Origin of the sequence: Neoaquamicrobium sediminum (assembly GCF_013240295.1) — a bacterium.
Classification (GTDB): Bacteria; Pseudomonadota; Alphaproteobacteria; order Rhizobiales; family Rhizobiaceae; genus Aerobium; species Aerobium sediminum.
The window spans coordinates 245,088-264,702 of sequence record NZ_JABETK010000005.1; the positions used below are offsets into that span (position 1 = coordinate 245,088).

Here is a 19,615-nt window from a genome sequence, read left to right on the forward strand (position 1 = left end):
CAGGCACGCTGCTGCACACGGCGACGCAGCCCTCCCAGGATCTGATCTGCGATGTCTGTGCCGATCCGCGCGCGGAGATTGTCGAGGCGCTTCGCTGGGCTCGGGAGCTGTTGAGCGATGGCGTAACCCAAGCCTCGGACATTGCAATTACGAGTGCTGACCTCGGCGTGTGGGATGACCACATGCTGGTGCTTGCTGCGGAGGCTCAACTTCCCATTCATTTTGCCAGCGGCGTTTCGGCGCTGAGCACACGTGCCGGCCAGGCCTGCGCGGCGCTCGCAGACGTGATGATCAATGGCTTGTCGCAGGATCGCGTCCGCCGTCTGTCCTTGCTCTCGCCCTATCTGACCGAGGCACTTCCTGCTGACTGGATGAAGGGCATTCCCACCGAAGCTGGTCTGTTTGAACCAGAGCATTGGGCGCGTAGTCTCGAGCCGCTGAGGCGCGCTGATGGATCCTCCATCGCGGGAACCCTCATGCCAGTACTGCTTGACCTCGATGTCGGACCAGGAGCGGCGGTCAAGCTGGGGGAGACATTGCTGCGCGGCAAGAGTCTCGGGCTCTGGCGAGAAGCCCTTCGCCTGGGACCGGCAGCGGCGATGGAGATGACACTGACATCACTGCGTATCGCCGATGAAAGCGATCCCGCCAACAACGTCGTCTGGGCAAGAGCGGCCGACCTCGTCGGCGCGCCGCGCCCGCACATGCGCCTGCTCGGGCTATCGAGCAGAAGCTGGCCGCGCGCCGATGGCGTAGACCCGCTCCTGCCCGATCATGTCCTCAGCGAACATGACCTAGTGGACCTGTCCCGGCTTGAACATGATCGGCTGGCCTTCGAAGTCCTTGTCGGTCACCCGGCCTCGCGCGCGACGTTGTCGCGCAGCAGACGCTCGGTCGAGGGTGCGTTCCTTGCCAAGAGCGCGTTGGTCCAACGGAAAGTCACGGAGCGTCCGCGCTCGCGGACCAGAACGCCCGAGCACGCGTTCAGCGAGGGGGATCGTCTGCTCGCGCGCACTGAGGATGCGCTCGATCTACCGCGCATGCAGAGCGTCACCGTCTGCTGGACCGACTGGACGCACCGTCTGGAGCCCACGCCACATGACGGCGGGTTTCGGAAAGACCATCCGGCCGTTATTCGCGCACTGCGCATGCCGCAATCGGCCACTTCCCTTCGGCGCCTGCTGCGTGACCCGTTGGGCTTCGTTTGGGCGCGTGCTTTGGGGATGACAGCGCCCGAGCTTGCGGTGGAGCCGCTGCAGCTCGATCCCGTCACCTTCGGCGACCTGGTGCACGAGCTGCTTCGCCTCGCTGTCGAGCGCATCGAACCCACACCCGGCCTTGTCGGGGCAACACCAGAAGAAATCGACAATGCCCTTGACGCGGCAGCACGCGACGTCGCGGAGCGGTGGCCGCTGACCCAGGCGGTGCCACCTAGATTGTTGTGGCTGGACACGATCGAGGAGGCACGGCGGCGTGCTCGTCGCGGCCTCACGATCGACGCGCGCTTCGGTCCGGGCACCCGCAGCTTCAGCGAGGTGCCATTCGGCACCGCGAATCGCTTGGTGAGCGTACCGAGCCCTGGGACGAACGCCAAGAGATCGTGATCGGCCAATCCGGCATTCGCCTGAAAGGCCGCATCGACCGTGTCGATGTGAAGCCCGACCGCCGCGGTGTGCGCATGTCCGACTACAAGACCGGCACGACACCGCGTAATTTGGGCGACGTGATCCTGAACGGTGGGGCGGAAGTTCAGCGCGCGCTCTACGCTATCACGATCAGGCAGCTCATCCCCGAAGCCAGCACCATCATCGCCCGTCTCGTCTACCTCGACACAATGGGTCCTCCAGCTGGCCTTGACGGCGACATCCTCGAGCGAGCGGAGGAGACAACGCTGCGCTTCATCGACGTCGCAGTCGAAGGCCTCAGAAATGGCATCGCCTATGCCGGACCAGATGCTTTTGCTGGCTACAACGACCTCAGAATCGCACTACCGGCAGCGCTCGACCGCTATCAGCGGAGGAAGCAGGAAGGCTTCGACGCCGCGCAGCAAAGGCTCGTGCCGCTTTGGGCGGAGCCGTGATGCTGAGCGATGCCGTCGAACGCAATCGTGTTCTCACCGAACTCGACAAGACGCTGCTGGTTGAAGCGGCGGCAGGCACGGGCAAGACGTCTCTGATTGCGGGTCGCGTCGTGATGCTGATGCTGCGCGGTGCTCCGCCCCGCAGCATTGCAGCGATCACCTTCACCGAGCTGGCTGCCAGCGAGTTGTCACTGCGCATTCGCGAATACGCAACACAGCTACTGGCTGGCGAAATCCCGAAGGTTCTGCGTGGCGCCGTCAGCCTCGAGCTGCTCAATGACAAGAGGCAGGTCCTCAGCGCGGCGATTGATGCCTTCGACGAAATGACCGCGTGCACGATTCATGCGTTCTGCCAGCAGATCATCATGGCCTATGCGGTCGAAACCGGACTCGACCCCGGATCGCAGATGATGGATGCGCCGACGGCCGATGCGATGTTCGAGAGCGTCGTCTCCGGATGGCTGTTCGACCGCCTGTCACACGGCGCCGGCGAAGGCGAAGACCCGGTCGCCATTCTTTCCAAATTCGAACCGCTCAAGGTCGTCAAGGACAGCTTTGACCTTGCGAAGCTCAAGCTTGAGCACCCCGGCGCCGGCACCGTGCCGGTCGACCTCGGCCTGCGCAAGGACGTCGACTTTGTCGAGAGCGTCCGCGCCTTTCGACGCTGGCAGGCAAATTATCCCAGGGAGCGCAGCACTGGGACCCTGATTAACGAGCTCGAAACTCTGGCGGCCTTCTACGAGAACTGCTTCGATACGCAGCCGACCTTCGCCCGGCTATGGGAACTTGCCGATCCCCCGCGCACCGCCTCCATGAAGTGGAACGAGTTCACCTTTATTGAGCCGCGCAATCTTGGCCGTTGGAAATCGGCTTACGGAAAAGACGACGGACCCGGACTCTCCCAGCAGGCCGACGAGCATTTCCGCACCTGTGTGACCCGGTTTGCCGAGCTGCTGGGCCAGGTCGGCGATGCCATGGTCGGCCAGATGTCAATTGCCCTCGACCCGGTGACAGACCTCTACAATCAACGCAAGGAAAGCGCCGCTGTTCTCGACTTCGATGATCTGCTGCAGCGCGCGCATGCCCTCGTCACCAGCAATGAAGCAGTCCGGGCTGCGATAGGTGAGCGCTTCGCTCATATCCTCGTCGACGAGTTTCAGGACACCGATCCGATCCAGGCCAGTATCCTATTTTCGATATCGGCGCGCAGCATGCCCGACCGGTGGCAGGACGCCGACCTTCGCGATGGGGCGCTTTTCGTCGTCGGAGATCCAAAGCAGTCCATCTATGCGTTCCGCGGCGCCGATATCGATAGCTACAATCAGGCGAAGCAGGCTATCGCCCGTTTCGGCGAGAACCGCATCATTCATGTGGGTGCCAATTTCCGCTGCCAGCCCGCCATCATCGACTACGTGAACAGCGTGTTCGAGCCCGTTCTCGATGCAGACGGACAGCCAAGCTACGGCGCGCTCACCGCCACTCGCGAGCGGGCATTGCACGGACTTGCCTGCGCCTCCCAGGTCACCGTAGGCGACGGGCAGAAGGCGAAGATGCCGCAACAGCGGGATGACGAAGCGGCCGTCATTGCAGAGATCTGTTCAAAGCTCATCGGCGCCGTCGAAATCGAAGATGAGCACACTGGGGAGCGTCGCCTGCTCGAGGCTGGTGACATCGCACTTTTGGCTCCTACCGGCACCGAGCTCTGGCGCTACGAGCGCGCGCTCGAATCCTTCGGGCTCGCCGTTGCGTCGCAGGCCGGCAAGACGCTCTTCCTGCAGCAGGAAACCCAGGACGTTCTGGCCCTTTTGCGCGCCTTGGCGGATTCGCGCGACCGGCTCGCCTTCGGCGCCTTCATGCGTGGACCGATGGTCGGCCTGACGGACGAAGAATTGCTCGACATTGCCGAAGAGGTTCACCGGGCTGGATACGAGGCCTCGTACACGGGGCTTTTCGACATCACGACACCGCCGGCTCTGGTATCCCATGGTGTCGCCCGCGCAGTCCTTGAAGCCCTGCAAAAGCTTCGCGCGCGCGTAAGCGTGACAACACCACGCGTGCTTTTGGCTGAGGCAATCGAGCAGCTCCAGTTGCGCATCGCGCTATCCGTCCGCAGCGGCAACAATCGCGCTGCGCGCTCGCTTGCCAATCTTGACCGGATCGTAGAACTCGCGCGCGCGTACGATGTCCGCGGACTTCGAGCCTTTGTTCGCCACCTCCAATCAGACTGGGAACGCCGCGCCTCGCGCCAGGAAGGACGGATTGACGCCTCGCGCGACGCAGTCGAGATCGTGACCATTCACAGCGCCAAAGGCCTCGAATGGCCCGTGGTGATTCCCATCAACATGGGCACGCAGGCAAGGCCTGCGGAGCGCTTTGTCCATCGACAATCGGACAACACGCTGCATTGGGTTATAGGGGGCGTCTCGTCCTCGGCGCTTAGTCTTGCCCGTGAGGAGCAGGCGCGGCGCCAGGCGCTGGAACATCAGCGCATGTGGTATGTCGCGTGCACACGTGCCCGAGACCTGTTGATCGTGCCCTATCTTTCCTCTGCGGGACCAGCGGCCTGGTCGAAACTGGTCAATCTCCGATTCGACCTACTTGAAGAACTGAAGCTCCACGCGCTCCGGCAAGGACGCACAACCGCTTCCGAGGCCGAGGTGGTGGCGCAGGATGCCGACACATTCGCCCGGCAGGCCGCGACGGTGCAGGCGGCGACCCCGGCACTGCGCTGGGTGAATCCCAGTGTTCATGATGACGATCGGGCCGAGATCCTCACCCCGGCCGTATCCGTCGAGCCCCTTGGCACGTTCGAATATGTCGAGCCGATCGGCGCCGGAAGGATTCGGGGGCTGATCCTGCACAAGCTCATGGAAGAGCTTTTGACCGGCGAGCTTTCGGCAGAGGATGCTATTGCCGACCGCGCCGAGCGCCTTCGTGACGAGCTTCTCGCCATTGAGCTCACGGACGAGGTGCCGGTCCCTGGCGAACTCGCGGCGACCGCACTTCGGACGTTTCGCCTCCCTCATGTTCAGCGCCTTGTCCCCTTCCTGGTGCCGGAGCTCTCGGTCTGGTGTGAGCTAGACCCTGGGAATCTTCTCGCTGGCCGTGTCGATGCCATCGCCGTCGAGGACGGGAAGGTCCTCGACGTTCTGGACTGGAAAAGCGATCGCGACACGACGCTGCACCGCGCCGCGTATGTCCAGCAGTTGCGCCGCTATCTTCGAGCAACATCCGCACCACGCGCCACGATCGTGTATATGACCACCGGAGAAATCGTGACGGTCCTGCCCGAGGCATGAGGAGCACGCGCGCAAGGCTAGTCTAGTCCGAACCGAAGGCGTGTTATCCTGCAGAGATCAGCGCAAAAGAGCACCTTCGATGTAAATATTCCGGGTGAGGCGCTTCCACTGGGGGTTCATGCGCACGCCGCTGCGAGGATGGGTTCGCAGGAAGTCGGCCACGTCATCGAGACTGATTAGTGGGGTGGCATCAACGTTCGAGCGGAAGGCGTGGCAGGCGAAAAAGCCGCCCGAACCACCACACGCCTTCGCACGACGCCCGTCTTCCCTGTTTGTCCAGTTTGTTCCATTTGCACTTTATGCACCAAACAAGGCGGCGCGACCGTCAGTCGCCGCTGCCGTGACAATGTTTGTACTTTTTGCCGGATCCGCAGGGGCAACGTTCATTGCGCCCGATCTTGCGCCGCTCCGGCTGCACTGGCCTTGGAGGAATTGACCCTGCTCTTGGGAACCGACGGGCAAGCCCCTCAAGCAGCCCGGGAGGGGGCACCCATTTTGGTGGCGGCCCAAACCGGCGAAGGTTTGCTATCAGTCCCCGCTGGTTCTTGAGTTCCTTCTGCACCAGAGGGGGAAGGCCAGCTTCATAGGGCTGCAACCGCGCCATTTCGGCGTCGGCTTCGGAATATCGTTCGCAGTACGCGAGGACGACCGCATACTGGGAACGGACCGTGATCAGATAGTCGGCCAGCTTCCACTGCCGGAGTTGCGGCAGGATGATAGTCTCCATGATGCTGAGCGCACCGTCGAAGTCGCGCTTGACGATGAACTGGTCAACGAGGTCTTGCCCGACCCGGAACAGAGAATCCGGGGCGCGCGCAACATCATAGAATTTCAAGGCGTGGATGCGCGCGAAGGGAGATGGCTGGCCTTGGGCATCACGCGCCTTGGCGAGCACGTCCAGGGCGTCGGCAAGATGCTTGACGTCGTCAACGTCCCAGCCCTTCTTCATCATCCGTGCCAGGTCGGGCGCGTTGTTTCCAATGACCATCTCGGGCGTCAAGCCGATCAGGTCGTAATAGGCTTTGATGATTGGCTCGACCCGTTCGGCCGCAGCGTCCGCATTCCCGAGCGCGAGCTCGGCACAGGCGACATTGTATTCAAATACACGCTGGTGAGCGGAAGAAAGCGCCTTGACGAGGGGCCCGAGCTCGGTGGCCAGGCGCATCGCGCCGCGCCGATCGCGCTTGTCAGCCAGAAGGCTCATTCGCTTCATGCCGACGCGCAGTCGTTCCTCGGCCCCCAGGTCATTAGCCGTGATTAGCGCGTCCATTTGGTCGAGCCACGATTCAGCGCGATCGGAACCGGCCTTGATATCGGCAAACGCCAATCCGTCGAGCGCCTTGATCCGTTGGTCGGGGTCGACCGTCTCGTCCTGAGCGCCGTGCTCGAGATAAGCTTCGACCTCGGGCCAGACGCCCATTTCGTGGAAGAGTTCCTCGGTCGCCATTTCGACCAGGACATCGAGACGACCGACCTCACCGCTAAGCCGCAGGAAGAGCGCGAGCTTTGCGGGATGCCAATTGTCGATGAGGCTCTTCTGTACGACAGCTCTCAGCGCCTCCTGTCGCGCCTTCACGGCATCGGCGCCGAACAGAAGGAGCCGGCCCTTGCCAACGGCACGTGCGGCGTCGTGGAGCCTGATGCGGTCGTTGGCAAAAACCTGCAGCAAGCCTTGGCTCACCAGGACGCGAACAGCGCGATCAAAGATGGCCGGGTCGGGACCTCCGGCCGCCGCAATATAGGATTTCACCTCCTGGCGCGTCAGGGGCGCATCGCAGATGCTCAACAATTCCGCGACGGCTGCCACGGCCTCCGGCAATCGGTCGAAGACCCGTCCGAGTATGAGGTCCTGAGCGATCTCCCTCGTGTGGGCGGATCGCGCAAGATCGGCGCACAGCCGTTTCAGCGACCCGTCATAGTCCGACTTCGCGACCGAGATTGCGTTCAGAACGAAAAGCGGCAGTCCGCCGGTGAGGTCGATCAATCGCTGACAGTCAGCGGCGTCGCCATGGCAATCTTCATCATCCGCAGCGGCCGCCACCGTATCGGGGGCCCATCCGAGCAAGGAGTCGCGGGTGACGCCGAGCAGCGCCTCGAGAGCAGGGATCTCTCCTTCTGGCCGTCCTAACAGCACAAAGCGTATGTCCCTGCCGGCCTGGATGACGCCGGTCACGTCGTCGGCCGATAGCTGGTGAACGTTGTCGAGCGCGACGGTGACGATCTCGCCCTGCTCTGCCAGGCGCCGGGAAAGGAGCTGAAGAATCTCTCGCCCGGACGCGCCGGGCATAAAGATTTCTCCCAGTTTGTGCCCCGTACGAAATATGCGAGCGGCGACTTCGCGAGCGACGGCATTGGCGAGGGCCGCGCCGGGTGTGTCGGCGACGTCGAGATAGACCAAATTGCGGGGAGAGTGCTGCGCGGACTGGGCAAGCCATGACGTCTTGCCAGCTCCTGAATAGCCAACGACGAGCCTGACCCGCTCGCCCGTCAACAGATCCGGCTCGTTCTCTTGAACCCTGTAGGGTGACGGCGGCAGGGGCAGATCCTGCAACTGCACAACGAGCTGTTCGAAAAGCGGTGGAAGGTCTCCGGCTTTGAACACGTGATCGAGGGCCGGGTCATCTCCCGTGGCGGCAAGTGACACCAGACCTGCGAGTTTCCAGACGAGTGTTTGGGGCGCCAGCGTCGCGAACGGCAGGACTCTCGCCATCTCGCTGGCCGCTTCAGCAGCGTCGAGAAGCGATGCCTGTGGCACCGGCAGGATGCGTGCGTCGAGATTGGCTGCTGGCCAATCGACCCGGACGTCGGCCGGCCAGTCGCCGGCGGCAAGCCTGGCTGCGAGAGGACCGTTTGGCGGCGTGTTGCTGATCACATGGAATGCAGGTGTTCCGGCTCGTTCCCCTCGCTGATGGGCGGCGCGCAAGTTGGCAAAGCGACTCAAGGCTTCTTCAATGTCATCCCAGGCAAGCGAGCCCTTACGGTGCTTGACCTGGACGTAGATGCGCTTGCTCTTGAGCTGTACCTCGATGTCCTCGTCGCTCTCGACGGCGACACTGAGTGCCGACATGCGCGCCGCCGACAGCAGACACTGCACCGCGTAGAGGTGCTGATAGAGGAAGCCGCGATGCACAGCTTCGATTCGAACGAGCTGTGCTGGATCGAGGACAGTGGCTGGGCGCTGCGCCGCCCCCGTCAAGAACCGCTCTCCACCTCAATGGGCTCGGTAGCCGGCAGCTCGTAGCGAGTTATGATTGCCGCGTCGTCTTCGAGTGCGATTTCGATGACCTCGTTCACCATAGCTGCATCGGGGCCGAGCTCTTCGAGCAGCGCGTCGAATAGTTCGCGCTGCTTATCGGGCGCGACTTGGGGAACGATGATGAGCAGACCTGCGTGAAGTTCTTCGCGCGCGTAGAGCTTCTTGAAATCGCGGGCATTGTTGGTGACGAAAGTGAAGTCCTCGCCGATGATGCGAGGCATCAGACCCCAGTCGGTCTCACCGCTCAGCCCGAGCCAGTTGACGTGCCGGGCCTCGTGACCGCGCGCCTCTGCGACCGCAACAAGAGAAGTGTGCAGGCACTCGTCGACGAGGAACTTCACGCGGACACGCCGGTCTTCCGAGCTGAAGGTCGCGGATCGCCCTTGAGCGGCGTACGCTTCGAGGATGTGATCTTTAAGCCCTGATCAGAGAGCCTCTTCGGCCTGCCGCGCGTTGGGTGTGCGGCAGTCCATATTTTGGCAAGCTCGATCATTCGGGCTGTGAGACTCGGGTACCCCTCAAGGAGATCTGCCTCGTCGGCGCCCTGGGCAACCATCGCTGCAATCGTGCGGACAGGGATGCGTGTGCCTTTGAAAACGGGCTCACCACCCATCACCCCCTTCACCCGGCCAATCATGGCTTCCGCTTCATCAAGATCGCGAATGCGCGCGTTCAATTGCTTGCGGGCCTCGGCGACGTCGACGATGAGCAGGTCGTCGGCCCTCACCGTCTTGGCCGCTGGCTCCGCCTTGATCGCGTCGAACAACCGCTGACGTCGCTCCGCCGCTAGTGTAGAGCCGACGCCGTACCAGAGCTTGAGCCGAAGCAATCCCTCCCCCGTGAGCGCCCGGCGCCGAACACTCTTTGCCGGCGACCGGCTTACGGTGTCGACGATCTTCTTGTCGATCGCGTTGTGAACGGCTTTGATGCCGATCTGGCTCACGGCAGCGGCTTCAGCAGGGGTATAGACGCGGGCAGCAGCTGGCATAATCATTCTCCTTCGAGAGAATAATATAAGCTGCGCAAGTCTCCCCGTAAAGGGAGGTGGCCTTCCAAGAGGCAGGCCACCGAGTTTCGCCCGCAGTGCCGTGTCGCTTCGCTGACCAGATGGTCAAAGGATACCCCAAGCGCGGTAGCGCCGCCTCCCCGTCAACTCGCGCACGCCGAGTTCACCGATGAGGTTGAGAGCACCACGCTGTGTGATCTTTGCGGCTCTGGCGATCATCGGCGCCGACACGATCGGGCGAGACAAGACGAGCTCGATTGTGGACGGCAGGCTGCTGGATGAGCGCCGGCCGTGCAGCCGGCGGGTCATTTGCTCGCGTGCCTGCGCCAGGCGCGATATTTCCTTCATGCCGCTCTCGGCCGACGCCGACATCGCGTCGAGGAAGGCGAGAATGCGGGTCTGACGGTTTGCGGATCGTCGGCGCTCCCTCGGCACCGCCTTCAAGCCGACGTTGAAGCCGAATAGGTGCGAGGCCACCTTGCCCCGCGCCCGAAGATACGCACTCGCAAATTGGCTTCCGAGCCAGTGTTGCCGCTGCATGGGTTCGAGGGATTCCCACGCTTCCCAGATCAGCGCCGCGCCTAGTGTCGGAGGCAGGTCCGCCACGTCGGCTAGAACACGCTTCCATTGCGTCAGGCGATCCGCCTCGTCCCAGTCTGGAGAGCACCAAAATCTGTGGGGCGTCAGGCGGCCATTTCGGTCTCCCGCTGAGGGGCGGAATTGCTGCTGACCATTCCAGGATACCACTGCGAACTTTCCGCGCAGCGTTCCATCGAGCACCCGCGTGCGGGTCTGGAGCAAGAGGTGCGCCCCTTGTTTCGACCATCGCATCTGCTGGCGTTTTGAGAAGCGCTTGCCGACGACGACGTTGACGGTCGACTCGACGAACGCCGTCGAAACCCGTTCGCCATAGCGCCGTCGCTCGGCGTAGTTCGGGATCATGCCCGCATTGTTGGCGATGTAGGTGTGGAACTCATCCACGGCCTTCCGGAAGGCCTTCATGCCGGAGTATTCGGTTTCGACCGCATCGAGATCATCGATGAGCCACTCGATGCAGGGTAGCGCCCGCCGGTGGTTGCCGTTCCACAGATAGCCCTTGATGCGCTTCAGCTCGCGCGCGGCGTCATCGGCTTCTCTTGGATTGTGATGCGCCAACCCCTTGGCGTATTGGCCGAGGACGGTGAGCCGCATGGTGATATGAAACCAGTCGAGCAGGTGTTCCGCGCAGGGCGACATCGCCACCGCCATGTTGCGCACGCTATCGCCGCCGTCTGTCAAAAAGGTGATGTCCTGGTTCATCTGAAAGCCTTGTTCGCGCAGGACCTCGTGCAGGCGGCGGCGCGGCTTGTCGTCATGGCTTTGGACCAGGCCGAAATAGCGGTTCTCCCGATCTTCCGGGATCGATTTGCCGACCAGAACCTCGAAATGGCTCTGCGTGCCGTCACGGGCGCGGACATAGCCGCCGTCGATGCCGACGACAATCGGGCCTTCTGGGATGGGCAACTTCGCCCAAGTCGGTGGAAAGCCTTCGATGAAGGATGCGCGCTCCTCGCCGAGTTCCGCTTCGGCGCGGGCGGCCGTGCGGTGTAGGTGATTGCGGACCGTTTCGGCGTTCAGCGTGGAACCGACCGGAAGCACGTCCTTCAGAAGATCGACGGTAACGCCGAATGAAACCAAGGAAGCCCATTTGGTTTCGAGATAGAGCAGCTCGGGTGCGACGTGCTCGGAAAAGAGCTCCGTCAGCGGACTGAAGGTTTTGCCCTTGCCGGCATCGCAAGCACAGCGGTGAAGCCGCGGACTGGAAACCGGCACGTCGCCGAACGGCGTTCGGAATCGGATCACCGTGCTGCCCTTGCTCGGCAGGGAGCGACCACACTGCGCACAACGCCGCCGTTCAGCGGCAAAGCGTGCCGCTTGCGCCGCGACAATGTGTTCCTGCAGACGGCCAAGCAGGTCCTTGGCCTCGTGGAGCGACAAGCCGATCGCCTCAAGCTGGTCATGGGGTTTGCTGAAACTCAAAACCTCTTCCTCGCAAATGGCGCCATCGCCGGCTGCGATCCGCAGCTTGATCTCAATCTTCATCGCCTGTCTTCAATCCGGTTTTGCAGAATGCGTGGAGAGCAGAACGTGAGCCGTGAACCGGCTCCCGAGTGGCGACAATCATGTGAACCATTGATGCATCAGCCGCCGATGCTCGTCCTGGAGAAAGCTCCTGTTGACGTCCCGCCGCGAAAACCGGCAGGCAACAAACGGCTCGCGAGCGCGCGACCGGTCGATCGCGCGCTCGACTGCATGACGCGTATCTTCGTCATCGAGCATGGCGCGGTCGCCATTGAGAGCAACCTGCTCGACAAACTCCGCCATGATCGCCAGATCATCCATTGTGTCGAGGCCGAGGGCGTCGTCACGCCGCTCAATATATCTGTCGGGGCCACCGCAATCCTCGGGTGGACAGGCGCCAGCGCCGCCGATGCAGACCGGATACCGCCCGTGTTCCTTGGCCGCTTCCCGGTCTTCGACCCGTATCTCGTGCTCCCACCAGTCGCTCATGTCATAGACGTAGGCGAACCTGGCGTTCTTGCGGAACGCAAAGCTTTCGAGCGTCTTGTCAGGCGGTTCGGGGCAAATATCCGACGAACCGTAGCGAACCGCGCGTATCCTGAACTCAAACAGATGCAGGCCCTCCCAGCCCATGGCCGCCTGGATCACGCCGTGCAGCTCCCGCAACGAATAGCTCTCCGGCACCAGCACCCGCCGCCAGACCATCGGACTCACGCCGAGAAGCCGGATCTTGAGCTCGAGAATCGACCCTGAGGGCGGCAATGAGGACGATGTGGTTGGCATATCCAGCTTCAGCATGTTCGGCGAACCAAGCCTATCCAAATCGAGGATCTCAAGCTACCGAGACCCCACAGATTTTGGTGCTCTCGTTTCGACATAGCCAGGGCCCAGCGCGTTCACGAGGATCCCGTCGGGACCAAGCTCCAGCGCGGCCGTCTTGAGTGCATTGACCAGCGCCGCCCGCAGGCTGTTCGAAAGGCCGATACCACCCCAGGGCGATTTGACCGTGAAGGACGAGATCGCCAAAATCCGGCCGGCCCCCGCCTGCTGCATCTGTGGCACGATCCCGCGCATCACCCGCATCGGGCCCTTGACCATCATCTCGAACGCTGACGCCCACTCCTCATCCGTGATGGCCATGGCGGCACGGACCGGCGGACCGCCGTGGTTCAGAAGCAGCGCCTGTGCCCCGCCCATCTGCCCGGCCGCGCCGGTGATGGCTTCGGCGACCGCTGTATCCGCGATGCTTCCGGCCACCGCCTCGACTCGGACGTCAAAACCGGATCTTATCTCCTCTGCAGCATGCTCCGGCTGGCGAGATGACAGCACCAGGTCGTATCCCTTCGACGCCAGCCTCTCGGCCGTGGCCCTGCCCATGCCGGTGCTGGCCCCGGTAACGACGGCGACCTTGCGCTCAGTCATACTGTGCCCTCCTTGTCGTTTCCGACCGTGTTAGCGACCTCTTGATTCAGTATTGCCGCGCCTGCGCGGACGGGCCGAAAGGCTGATCGGTGAGTCCGTAACGCGCTTCGCGCCAGACGATCAGGTCGGCGATGCTGACAAGCGTCAGCCTGTGCTGCCGGGCAAAGCGCCACAGCTCCGGCAGGCGCGCCATCTCGCCGTCCGGCTGCGCGATCTCGCAAAGCACCCCTGCCGGATAGCGCCCGGCAAACCGCGCCAGATCGACCGCGGCCTCGGTGTGCCCCTGACGCCCCAGAACCCCGCGCGGGTGTGCGCGAAGCGGGAAGACGTGGCCGGGGCGGTTGAAATCGGCCGCGACCCGGCGCGCATCCGCGAGCGCGCGGATCGTCTTGGCCCGGTCGGTTGCCGAAATGCCCGTCGTGGTACCCTCCTTGAGATCGCAGCTGATCGCGAAGCCGGTCGAGAGATATTCGGTATTCTCTGGCACCATCTGAGGCAGGGCGAGATCTTCTAGCCGGTTGGTCGTCATGGCGACACAGATCAAGCCGCGTCCCAAGGTTGCCATGAAGTTGATGGCGGCAGGCGTTACGGCATCCGCGGCCATGATCAGGTCTCCCTCGTTCTCGCGACCCTCGTCGTCCACAACAATGACCATTTCGCCGTTCGCGATTGCGGAGAGCGCACCCTCGATCGAGTCAAACTCCAGATACGAGTCCAGTTCTTCGGTGACAAGTTCGTAAGGGCGACCGATGGGATCGAAGAAATCAGAGTGTTTCTGGAAGGTCACGCACGTTTTCCGTTCTATGTAGTGGCTGGTTCTCAAGTCCGGGTCGGAGCAGGACGACCGCGACTGGAGGCGCGGTCGCCGCTCGATATCTCACATTTCAGGCAGCCAGAGGTCTGGCACATATTCATAGTTGGCACCATTGCGGATAACGTGGCCGAAACCCGGAAATTCGAGATGCATTCCACCAATGGCAAGACCATCGGTGGCTGCCATGTCAAGGATACGTTTTCGGGTTGCGCGCGCCTGTTCGACATCGACATCAAAGACCATTCCGACCTCGGGGTGCGCAATCTGCACTACGGGGACATGGGTTATGTCACCCCAGATCAGGAGCTGGTCGTCACCGCTCGAGACCATGTATCCGCTGTGACCCGGCGTGTGGCCTGGCAATGCCATCCGCCGCAATCCCGGCAGGATTTCTTCCTCAGCGATCAGATGCCAACGCCCCGCATAGGCGGCGCGCAGCTTGCCCGAGTAGCTGTTGACCTGCTCGGAGACCCCGACGGCATCGGTTGGCGGCTCGCCGCCATACCAGTGCCTATCCTCCTCGACTGCAAGGAACACGTCGGCCTTCGGAAAAATGGCTGCGCCCGAACCGTCAAGCATGCCGCCAGCGTGGTCGGCGTGCATATGCGTCAGAGCGACAGAGTCAATCTGATCCGGAGACACCCCCAGAGCCGCAAGGTTCTGCATTACCTTCCCCAGTGTCGGCCCCATCAGACTCCCTGAGCCGGTATCAATGAGAATACGCCGCTCACCATGTTCGACCAGATATGCGCCGACGGTCACATGCGGCTCGGCGGGACGGAAACGGCCCGTCAGCGTCTTGCGCACGCCGTCGGGGGCCATGCCGACCATTACCTCGGGTGGCAACGGAACTATGCCGTCATTCACGGCGGTAATCACGATGTCGCCAACACGCTTGCGGTAAAGGCCTGGCACCTGCCTTATTTGTTGATTAACAGGCATTTGCATCTCCTCCAACAGTAGCCGTTTTCGTTTCAAAAGAGGCGTCACTGCGCGCCGATTAGAAGAACTTTGCCAGCCGCAACAGGACGGCCACAGCGTTCCTGAGCCCATTAGCGGCGTCGGTACCCACCTTCATCCCCCATGAAGAATAGGTGTGCTCCCCGAGAGCAAGCTAAACTAAACAGGGATCTGCACCCGCAGGCGCAGGTAAGAAATCGTCGGGTTGTGCATCCGCGGCGAAAACCTCGCTCACATGAAGAGTAGCCTGTGCCGCAGTGAAACCAGACCCCCACGCAACATCCTGATCGATTTTCTAAGTGTCTGATCCAAAAGTCGCCATACCGGGCTGCAAATCGCGATTTCTGCGCTTCCGGTGCTCACGTACCCGAATGTACGCTGCGCTCCGGTTCTCGAAATCGCTATTTTCGCCTCGGTCTGACGCTTCTTGATTCAGACACTAAGCACTGTTAGTTCCCTCCCGATTTCCGTCCACCGATGTTTTTATGGCCTGCGCACAAAAATTGGCGCACGGCATGCTTGATTATTTTGGTGGTTTCAAAGGGGCCGGTTGCGCCAGGTTTCTTCGCGCATCTCCTTGCGCAACACTGGCTTGCGCTGTTCGAGCTTGACGCCAATCTTCGGCAGCACCTTCTCGACAAGAAGTTCGTTCGACCGCAGGAGCTTGTCCACCGGGCCGGGGCCGACGCCAATCCAGGGAACCAATACGTCCATGTTATAGGTCTTGATGGCATCCTCGAGCTTGCGGGCGACCGTATCGACCGAACCGGCGATCGCATATCCGCGATCCACCATGGTTCGGTAGGTGTTCGGGATCGGTCCGGTTTCGCCGGGCAGGCGTAGCGCCTCGTTGAAGCCGAAGTGGTCGTGCCAGCCCGTCCAGATGTAGCCGAGGGCTTGTTCGCCAATAGCGAATGCCTCTTCATCTGTGTCCGCCACCACTATGTCACGGAAGTGGCCGACATTCTCGCCCCACTTGATTTTCGGGTCACGTTTCAGCGCCTCGTTGTGATAGGCGTCGAGGCAGGACCGCAGGATATGGTCGATCGGCGTGAAGACGATCGGCATCGCGCCCTCACCGGCGGCCCAGCGCATCGTGTTGGGGCTGAGGGTGAAAGGCACCATCAATTCGATGGTCTTGGGATCCTGCAGGGTGTTCGGCGCAATGCCGATCTTCTTCAGAATGTCATTCTCGACCATGTCGGGAGCAAGCATCTTGGTCTTGGGGTGATCCCACCGAATATTGTCGGGCGGAACCTGCCAATGCTTGCCCTTGTAGGAGAATGTGGTGTTGTTCAGGAGGCCCCAGATCACATCGTAGGCTTCCTGGAACAATTCGCGGTTGATCGCGTCGTTCTTGGCATACTCCGGGTCGGTCGCGAAGGTCGCGACAGCGCCGTTCTTTTGGCCGATCGTGGTGACGTGCCGCGACTGGTAGCCACGCGCAAATCCCGCGAACATGCGGCCTTCCGAGAAGTGGTCGAGCATGGCTAGGTCCTCGGCCACGAGGATCGGGTTGCGCGCCGGCAGAACCGTCGCCATCTGGCCGATGCGGATCTTCTTGGTTATGCCCGCCGCCCAAGCTCCCAAAAGAATTGGGTTGTTGGAAATCTCAAGCCCCTCGAGGTGGAAATGATGTTCGGAGAATGCCACGAAATCGAACCCGAGTTCTTCGAGCTGCTTGATGATGCGCGCATGTTCGTTAAGCGAACGCTGATAATAGGTTGGGTCGGCACCCGGATACTTCGCGCCCTTCAATTCGTTGTGCTTGGCAGCAGATGCTGGCAACAGAAACGCTCCGAATCTCATACTGTCTTCTCCCTTCAAGGCTAGCAACTTTGCCTTTGCATTGTCGCCCGTTGCACGGCGCGGTGCCGCGAGACTTTGCTTGACCGACTAGGCGGCCTGCATATTCTGCCTGCTCATCGCGAATTCGGTCACCTGCGCGGCGATCGTGTCGAGCTGGAAGCGTATCGACACATCGACGCACTTGCCCTCGACATCGAACACCGGCAGTGACGAATTAATCATCCCACCCATTGGCGTCGGCCAACCGCGCAGCGCATGGGCGATCGAGCGCAGCGCCGCCAGAGTCTGTCCAGCGGCCTGCCAACCCGCGCCGCATGCGATGCAGCCGATTGGCAGACCATCGAAATAAACCCGTTCATCGCGGTTCATGTCCTCGGTGTAATCCAGGGCATTCTTGACCAGTCCCGAAACCGAACCGTGATAAGCCGGAGAACAAATCACCACGGCGTCGCATTCCCGCATCAACGACACCAGCCGACCGGCGGCTTTGCTCCGCTCTGGAATTTCCGGGGCATAGAGTGGAAGGCTCAGCGCCTCCCCGACAAGAGTTCGGTGCGCGCGCCCAGCTCGCTTGCCCGTTGCAGGACATGGGCAAGCGCCTTCTGGCCGGTGGATTGCGCGCGCAAAGTCCCGCCGATCCCGAGAACGAGGGGACCTTTATGCGAACTGACATCGAAGAACCCTCCCAAGTTCCGGTCGACGGTAAGTGTCCGAATTAACGGGCGCTACGATTGCCTTTCTAGCTTTGCTAGATGTGTCGCTAGATTGAAGCAACGCTTCCATGAATTATGTTCGCTCTGCGAATATCTATTTCGCGGAGTCGCGGGAGCCCAGCAGGTCGAGCGCGACATCCACGATCATGTCTTCCTGCCCGCCGACCATCTTCCGCCGACCAAGTTCGACCAGTATGTCGCGGAGTCGAGGCCATGGGCCGCCGCGGCCGTTTCCGTGTGACGGAGGAAGCTTGAATAGACTCCGGCAAAACCCAGCGCGATGGTATCTCGGTCTACCTGAACCGGGCGGTCCTGGATCGGGCGCACCAGGCGGTCCGCCGCATCCATCAGCGCGAAGGCATCGCAGCCGTGCTGCCAGCCAAGCCGTTCAGCCACGGCGATAAAGGCCTCGAGCGGTGTATTGCCCGCGCCCGCCCCCATGCCGGCCAGCGAGGCATCCACCCGGTAGGCGCCCTCCTCCACCGCGACGACCGAATTGGCCACCGCGAGCGACAGGTTCTGGTGCGCGTGGATGCCGACCTGGGTTTCAGCGTTCAGCACGTCGCGATAGGCCCGGATCCGGTCGCGCACGCCATCCATCAGGAGCGCCCCGGCCGAGTCGGTGACATAGACGCAATGCGCGCCGTAGCTCTCCATCCGCTTTGCCTGCGCCGAAAGCTCCTTCGGGGCAAGCATATGAGCCATCATCAGGAAGCCGGAAACGTCCATCCCGATCTTGCGAGCATGGGCGATATGCTGTGCGGCCACATCGGCCTCAGTGCAATGCGTGGCCACGCGGACCGACCGCACACCGGCGTCAAAGGCGGCCTGAAGGTCGTGGATCGTGCCGATTCCGGGCACCAGCAGCGCGGTCAGCTTCGCGTTCTTCAGCTTTCCTGCAACAGCAGCGATCCACTCCAGATCGGTATGCCGCCCGAAACCGTATGCAAAGCTCGAACCGGCCAGGCCGTCGCCATGGCTCAGTTCGATCGCAGCCACCCCGGCGGCATCCAGGGCAGAGGCAATGTTGTCGCATTGATCCAGCGTGTAGCGGTGACGGATGGCATGCATTCCGTCGCGCAGTGTCACGTCCTGGATATAGAGTTCGGGTTTCTTCGTCGCTGTCATGCCACGCTTTCCTTCAGTAGCCGCTGCGCCAGCCGCTCGGCCGTCTTCAGCGCCGACGATGTCATAATGTCGAGATTTCCCGCATATTTCGGCAGGTAATGGCCGGCTCCTTCCACTTCGAGAAAGACGCTGACCTTCAGCCCGGTCGCCCGGTCATCCACGCCGGGTATGCGGGCGGCGGAATTGTCACCGATGGTCTCGAACTGGATATCCTGCTTCAGGCGATAGCCGGGCACATAGTCCTGCACCTCGGCAATCATCGCCCCGATCGAGCGTCGGACGGCTTCGCGGTCGGTGGTCTTCGCCAGGCAATACACGGTGTCGCGCATGATCAGCGGCGGTTCGGCCGGGTTCAGGATGATGATGGCCTTGCCGCTCTTGGCGCCGCCGACGTCACAGATCGCTCGTGACGTGGTCTCGGTGAACTCGTCGATGTTGGCGCGGGTGCCCGGACCGGCGGAGCGCGACGAAATCGAGGCGACGATCTCGGCGTAGGTCACCTCGGCGATGCGCGACACGGCCGCCACGATCGGAATCGTCGCCTGCCCGCCGCAGGTGACCATGTTCACGTTATCTTCCTTGAGGTGGTCGGACATGTTAACAACCGGAACAACGAACGGCCCCATCGCCGCCGGGGTGAGGTCTATCATGACCTTACCGGCGCCGCGCACGATCTCGTCGTTGCGCCGGTGCGCCCCGGCCGAGGTCGCATCGAAGACGACGCCGATCTCGGGCCAAACGGGCAGGCGAGTTAGCCCGTCGATGCTTTCATGCGTGGTCGCAACGCCCATCCGCGCGGCGCGGGCGAGCCCATCGCTCGCCGGGTCGATGCCCGACCGGCGCCCATCTCCAAAACCTTGGGTTGCGCAATATCTTGATCATCAGGTCCGTGCCGATGTTGCCCGATCCGATGATCGCGGCTTTGATCTTCTGGCTCAAGCGTCCGCCCTCCGTCTTCAAAATTCACCTGAATGGGTGAGAATCCGAAATTTCGGCCAGATACACCTCGCCGGAACGTACAGGAACCATCGGCCCGAAGGCCCCCGACATCACGATGTCACCTCCTT

General features: G+C 62.1%; 14 protein-coding genes and 2 pseudogenes. 3 read left to right on the top strand and 13 right to left on the bottom strand.

What is annotated here, in order from left to right; genetic code table 11:
- Window positions 1-110: 110 nt before the first annotated feature.
- The 3 genes from HK436_RS32685 to HK436_RS28830 are packed head-to-tail and all read left to right on the top strand — an operon-like array spanning window position 111 to window position 5,379.
- On the top strand, window positions 111-1,604 hold the full coding sequence (locus HK436_RS32685) for a PD-(D/E)XK nuclease family protein (RefSeq protein ID WP_206680651.1): 1,494 nt from the start codon (window positions 111-113) through the stop codon (window positions 1,602-1,604).
- Entirely contained in the window at window positions 1,601-2,080 is a 480-nt protein-coding gene (locus tag HK436_RS32690) for a PD-(D/E)XK nuclease family protein (protein ID WP_173195015.1), read from the top strand. Before HK436_RS32685 ends, HK436_RS32690 begins: the two co-directional genes overlap by 4 nt.
- A complete protein-coding gene (locus HK436_RS28830; RefSeq protein ID WP_173195016.1) occupies window positions 2,080-5,379 on the top strand; it encodes a UvrD-helicase domain-containing protein in 3,300 nt (1,099 codons plus the stop codon). Before HK436_RS32690 ends, HK436_RS28830 begins: the two co-directional genes overlap by 1 nt.
- Window positions 5,380-5,704: 325 nt before the next feature.
- Here the strand turns inward: HK436_RS28830 and HK436_RS28835 are convergent, their stop codons facing one another.
- The 13 genes and pseudogenes from HK436_RS28835 to HK436_RS28890 form a co-directional block, all read right to left on the bottom strand.
- Entirely contained in the window at window positions 5,705-8,575 is a 2,871-nt protein-coding gene (locus tag HK436_RS28835) for an SEC-C metal-binding domain-containing protein (RefSeq protein ID WP_173195017.1), read from the bottom strand.
- Window positions 8,572-8,976, bottom strand: coding sequence for a DUF5615 family PIN-like protein (locus HK436_RS28840; protein WP_173195018.1), 405 nt, complete (start codon window positions 8,974-8,976; stop codon window positions 8,572-8,574). The genes HK436_RS28835 and HK436_RS28840 overlap by 4 nt, the downstream gene beginning before the upstream one ends.
- Window positions 8,973-9,623 (bottom strand): DUF433 domain-containing protein, encoded by a 651-nt coding sequence (locus HK436_RS28845; RefSeq protein WP_173195019.1) that lies wholly within the window; start codon window positions 9,621-9,623, stop codon window positions 8,973-8,975. Before HK436_RS28845 ends, HK436_RS28840 begins: the two co-directional genes overlap by 4 nt.
- A gap of 123 nt (window positions 9,624-9,746) precedes the next feature.
- Window positions 9,747-10,388: an RHE_PE00001 family protein gene (locus tag HK436_RS30835; RefSeq protein ID WP_312860795.1), complete on the bottom strand. Its 642-nt coding sequence runs from the start codon at window positions 10,386-10,388 to the stop codon at window positions 9,747-9,749.
- Window positions 10,325-11,723, bottom strand: a pseudogene (locus HK436_RS30840) (ISKra4 family transposase). The gene HK436_RS30835 and the pseudogene HK436_RS30840 overlap by 64 nt, the downstream one beginning before the upstream one ends.
- Before the next feature lie 78 nt (window positions 11,724-11,801).
- Window positions 11,802-12,500 (bottom strand): plasmid pRiA4b ORF-3 family protein, encoded by a 699-nt coding sequence (locus HK436_RS28855; protein WP_244649518.1) that lies wholly within the window; start codon window positions 12,498-12,500, stop codon window positions 11,802-11,804.
- 39 nt (window positions 12,501-12,539) lie between these two features.
- Window positions 12,540-13,124, bottom strand: coding sequence for an SDR family NAD(P)-dependent oxidoreductase (locus HK436_RS28860; RefSeq protein ID WP_173195020.1), 585 nt, complete (start codon window positions 13,122-13,124; stop codon window positions 12,540-12,542).
- Between the two features lie 46 nt (window positions 13,125-13,170).
- Window positions 13,171-13,830: a 3,4-dihydroxy-2-butanone-4-phosphate synthase gene (ribB, locus tag HK436_RS28865; RefSeq protein ID WP_173195048.1), complete on the bottom strand. Its 660-nt coding sequence runs from the start codon at window positions 13,828-13,830 to the stop codon at window positions 13,171-13,173.
- Between the two features lie 171 nt (window positions 13,831-14,001).
- Complete coding sequence (locus HK436_RS28870; RefSeq protein ID WP_173195021.1) at window positions 14,002-14,928, bottom strand: MBL fold metallo-hydrolase; 927 nt, start codon at window positions 14,926-14,928, stop codon at window positions 14,002-14,004.
- 507 nt (window positions 14,929-15,435) lie between these two features.
- Window positions 15,436-16,707, bottom strand: a complete 1,272-nt coding sequence (locus HK436_RS28875; protein ID WP_173195022.1) for an LLM class flavin-dependent oxidoreductase — start codon at window positions 16,705-16,707, stop codon at window positions 15,436-15,438.
- An 87-nt stretch (window positions 16,708-16,794) separates the two neighbouring features.
- Complete coding sequence (locus HK436_RS32085; RefSeq protein WP_376769230.1) at window positions 16,795-17,322, bottom strand: NADPH-dependent FMN reductase; 528 nt, start codon at window positions 17,320-17,322, stop codon at window positions 16,795-16,797.
- A gap of 192 nt (window positions 17,323-17,514) precedes the next feature.
- Window positions 17,515-18,548 (bottom strand): annotated as a pseudogene (gene dmpG / locus HK436_RS28885) (4-hydroxy-2-oxovalerate aldolase).
- Window positions 18,545-19,339 (bottom strand): acetaldehyde dehydrogenase (acetylating), encoded by a 795-nt coding sequence (locus tag HK436_RS28890; RefSeq protein ID WP_446685694.1) that lies wholly within the window; start codon window positions 19,337-19,339, stop codon window positions 18,545-18,547. Before HK436_RS28890 ends, dmpG begins: the two are co-directional and overlap by 4 nt.
- Window positions 19,340-19,615 lie beyond the last annotated feature (276 nt).